General features: G+C 70.4%; 4 protein-coding genes. 1 reads left to right on the top strand and 3 read right to left on the bottom strand.

What is annotated here, in order from left to right:
• The coding region (locus AB0J09_RS58500; protein ID WP_360711888.1) for a hypothetical protein at window positions 1-241 on the bottom strand (241 nt) is incomplete at its 3' end.
• Window positions 242-407: 166 nt separating this feature from the next.
• On the opposite strand from AB0J09_RS58500, the gene AB0J09_RS58495 reads away from it, so the two are divergent.
• Window positions 408-938, top strand: a complete 531-nt coding sequence (locus AB0J09_RS58495) for a hypothetical protein (protein ID WP_360711885.1) — start codon at window positions 408-410, stop codon at window positions 936-938.
• A 552-nt stretch (window positions 939-1,490) separates the two neighbouring features.
• Here the strand turns inward: AB0J09_RS58495 and AB0J09_RS58490 are convergent.
• The gene (locus tag AB0J09_RS58490; RefSeq protein ID WP_360711882.1) at window positions 1,491-2,165 is read right to left on the bottom strand and encodes a hypothetical protein; all 675 of its coding nucleotides are present in this window, start codon (window positions 2,163-2,165) and stop codon (window positions 1,491-1,493) included.
• Between the two features lie 181 nt (window positions 2,166-2,346).
• On the bottom strand, window positions 2,347-3,996 hold a 1,650-nt coding region (locus tag AB0J09_RS58485; RefSeq protein WP_360711879.1), incomplete at its 5' end, for an AAA family ATPase.

Genomic DNA, 3,996 nt, shown 5'->3' with positions numbered 1-3,996 from the left:
CCGCGGGCACCTGCTGGAACCGCGGGGTGGCCGGCGTGCGCAGGCACGGCCCGAGGAACGAGACAGGGCGCGTGTCTCTCGCCTCGCGCGTATGGAGCCTGGCCTCCAGGGCTTGCAGGTTGCGTTCGGCTGTTTCGAGGGCCTCCAGGCGGGCCGACAGATAGCCCGCCACGCCGGGAACAAAGGCCGACAACACGACGACACAGGCCAGCGTGAAGGTCATCTGCTTGGACATGCCCATCACAGCCCCCTTGCTCGCGTAGCAGCAAAGCGACTGGTATATGCCCTGCCACCTGCGCAGACACGCTGACTGTGACCAGTAATGGACGTGGGGTTACCGAATTTGTGACTGACCGGCGATGCGCATTGACCGGGCAAAGGGCCGAGCGGCTCGGTAGTCTCGCGGTGTGGCGCATGTGACCCGTGAGCACCTTGATCGTCTGCTTGAGCAGGCCCTATTGGCCGACGACCACAGTTCCCTGGCCAGTCGGCTATACGACGTCGCGCTCGGCTATTCGTCCGGCGACGTCTCCCGGGCGTCCATCCTGGTCCTCGCCGCCGAGGAGTGGCGGGCGGACGGCCAGCCGGAGCGCGCTATGGAGTGCTTCCAGCTCGCGGTCGAGGATGGTGGCGAGGCGGGTTTCGACCCGCGTGCAGGCATCGCCGACACGCTCTTCGAGCTCGACAGGCCCGATGAGGCCAGGGAGGTCATCGAGACGATACGCGCGGAGGGCGGCGTCTCCACGGCGACCGCTCACACGATCGCCGAGACGCTGGTCGCCTACGGGGACCTCCAGGGAGGGCTCGAATGGGCCACCCAGGCGGTCCTGGGATGCGACGAGAACGATCCGGAGCAGGTGGCGGTCCTACGTACCCGCTACCGGATCCGGGTCGACCTCGGGCTCCCTGAGGACGAACTGGACGAGCTCGTCCACTGACCCGCCCGCCCGGGACGGCCTCCTGACCTGAGGTCGCCTCTCAGGGCAGCCGCGTCTCGGAAGGGCCTCCTGGTCCGGGGCGCGCCTCACGGTCGCCGGGCCTCGGGGCCGGACGCGTCTGCGGAGCGCACTGCCTCACGGCCGCCCGCTGTCACGGCGGGTCGGCTGCCTGGGCGGCGCCGTCCCACGTGGGGCGTGTCGTGCGTGCCGTCCATCGCAAGGCGAGCAACGGCCGCGTCCCGGATGGCGCGCGTACGTCGACGGGCGTGCGCGTGGGTCGTGTGCGTATGCGGCGGGTCGTGCGCATGTGCGGCGGGTCGTGTGCGTGTGCGGCGGCGACTTGCCGTGCGGTGGCCGTCGGCGTGCGGTGGCGGGGGCGGTGGTGCGGTGAGCACGGCGCATTCGCCGACCATGCGCTCGGTGTACATGCGGCGGGGATGGCGCGGGTGTGGGATGTCAGGGGCGAAGAGGCCGCGACCACTGGCGGTCGCGGCCTCTTCGGTTAGGGGATGCCGGGCGCGGCAGGCACGGTCCGCGCCCGGACAAGGTGGCTCAGCGCAGCGCCAGCTCCGGCACCAGCCCCGAGAAGCCCGCCATCGTGGTCTGGCCGCCCGTCAGCAGCGAGGTGTCCTCGATGCTCTCCACCGTCTTGGGCAGCAGGACGTCGACCACCTCGGCACCGACCTCCTCCACCGGCCGCTTCAGAGTCGTCGCCGACTCGATGCCGGAGCCCGCGAAGCGGTTGCGGTAGGGGGTGTGCCCGAGGGACAGTTCGGGCAGCTTGACCCCCAGCGGCCTCGGCGGCACCTCGGGGAGGGCGGGCAGCGCGGGGATCCCCGCCATGGTGGACAGATCCTGCATCCCCACCGATCCGGGCACCTTGGGGAACAGCGCCGGGGACGGCATGCCCCAAGTCGCCGCCACCCCGCCCATGTCGGCCGCGCCCAGCACCTCGCGCGCGGTCGCCAGGCCGGTCAGGCCGAGCTGCGTGGCCATCCGCCCGGCCGCCATGGCCAGCTTGTCGCTCTCGTCGGTGACCGTCCCGCCGCCGCCGAGCGCGTCGTCGTTCACCGCGTGCTCGCCGCAGTACGAGGCGATCGCCTGGGACGACAGCTGCGCACGCTCGGCCTTGCAGGAGTCCGCCGCCGAGGGGCCCACGGCCAGCCAGGTGACGCCGGCGGTCAGCGTGGCCACCGCGAGGATGCTCCGGATCTTCTGAGATGACACTTCAGGTCCCCTGATCGAGTTCGGTGATCTGACGAACGCTGAACGTAGTCACACCACCGGCCGCGAGAGTGCGGCTTGTCCGAAGAGTGGACCGGACCTTACCGAAGACCAGCAGGGATGACCGAGCCATGACACGCCAGGAGCCCGGAGACCCCATGGGTCCCGGGCTCCCGATACGTGGTCAGGCGCGCTGGACGAGGAGCTCGTCGTCCCCGAGATCGACCTTGACCTTGTCGCCGTCCACGACCTGCCCAGACAGCACCGCCTTGGCCAGTTTGTCGCCGATGGCGGACTGGACCAGGCGGCGCAGCGGGCGGGCGCCGTACAGCGGGTCGTAGCCCGTCAACGCCAGCCACTCGCGGGCCGCGGCCGTGACCTCCAGCGTCAGCCTGCGGTCGGCCAGGCGCCGCGCCAGCCGGTCGACCTGCAGGTCGACGATCTGTGCCAGCTCCTCCGTGCCCAGGGCGTCGAAGAGGATCACCTCGTCGAGCCGGTTGAGGAACTCCGGCTTGAACGAGCTCCGCACCGCTGCCATGACGGCGTCCCGCTTGGCGCCGTTCTCCAGCTTGGGGTCGATGAGGAACTGCGAGCCGATGTTGGAGGTGAGGATCAGGATCGTGTTGCGGAAGTCGACCGTGCGCCCCTGCCCGTCGGTCAGCCGCCCGTCGTCGAGCACCTGGAGGAGGATGTCGAAGACCTCGGGGTGGGCCTTCTCCACCTCGTCCAGCAGCACGACCGTGTACGGGCGCCGCCTGACGGCCTCGGTGAGCTGGCCGCCCTCCTCGTAGCCGATGTAGCCGGGAGGCGCGCCGACGAGCCTGGCCACGCTGTGCTTCTCGGAGTATTCGCTCATGTCGATCCGGGTCATCGCCCGCTCGTCGTCGAACAGGAACTCCGCCAGCGCCTTGGCCAGCTCGGTCTTGCCCACACCCGTGGGCCCGAGGAAGAGGAACGAGCCCGTCGGCCGGTCGATGTCGGCGATGCCGGCCCGGCTCCGGCGTACGGCGTCGGAGACGGCCTGTACGGCCTGCTGCTGCCCTATCAGCCGCTTGCCCAGCTCCTGCTCCATGCGCAGCAGCTTGGCCGTCTCAGCCTCCAGGAGGCGCCCGGCGGGGATGCCGGTCCACGACGAGATCACCTCGGCGATGTCGTCGGCGCCGACCTCCTCCTTGACCATGGCGTTGTCCGGCGGCGCGGCGTCGGAAGCGACCTTCAGCGCCTGCTCCAGCCGGGGCACGTCGGCGTACATGAGCCTGGACGCGGTCTCGAAGTCGCCGTCGCGCTGAGCCCGCTCGGCGGCGCCGCGCGCCTCGTCGAGCTGCTTCTTCAGCTCGCCGACCTTGTTGAGGCCGGCCTTCTCGTGCTCCCAGCGGCCGACGAGGGCGTTGAGCTCCTCCTGGCGGTCGGCCAGCTCCTGGCGGAGGCGTTCGAGCCGCTGGACGGAGGCCTCGTCGGTCTCCTTGGACAGGGCCAGCTCCTCCATCTTCAGCCGGTCGACGCTGCGCTGGAGCTGGTCGATCTCCACGGGACGGGAGTCGATCTCCATGCGCAGCCGCGAGGCGGCCTCGTCGACCAGGTCGATGGCCTTGTCGGGGAGGAAGCGGTTGGTGATGTAGCGGTCGGACAGCGCGGCGGCGGCCACCAGCGCGCTGTCGGCGATCTGCACCTGGTGGTGGGCCTCATAGCGGCTCTTCAGCCCGCGCAGGATCGCGATGGTGTCCTCGACCGTGGGTTCACCCACGTAGACCTGCTGGAAGCGCCGCTCGAGCGCCGGGTCCTTCTCGATGCGCTCGCGGTATTCGTCGAGCGTGGTCGCGCCGATCATGCGCAG

Origin of the sequence: Nonomuraea sp. NPDC049784, from assembly GCF_040659615.1 — a bacterium.
Taxonomy (GTDB): domain Bacteria; phylum Actinomycetota; class Actinomycetes; order Streptosporangiales; family Streptosporangiaceae; genus Nonomuraea.
The sequence above is the reverse complement of the archived record's forward strand: the minus strand, read 5'-3'. Positions and strand labels throughout refer to the sequence as shown.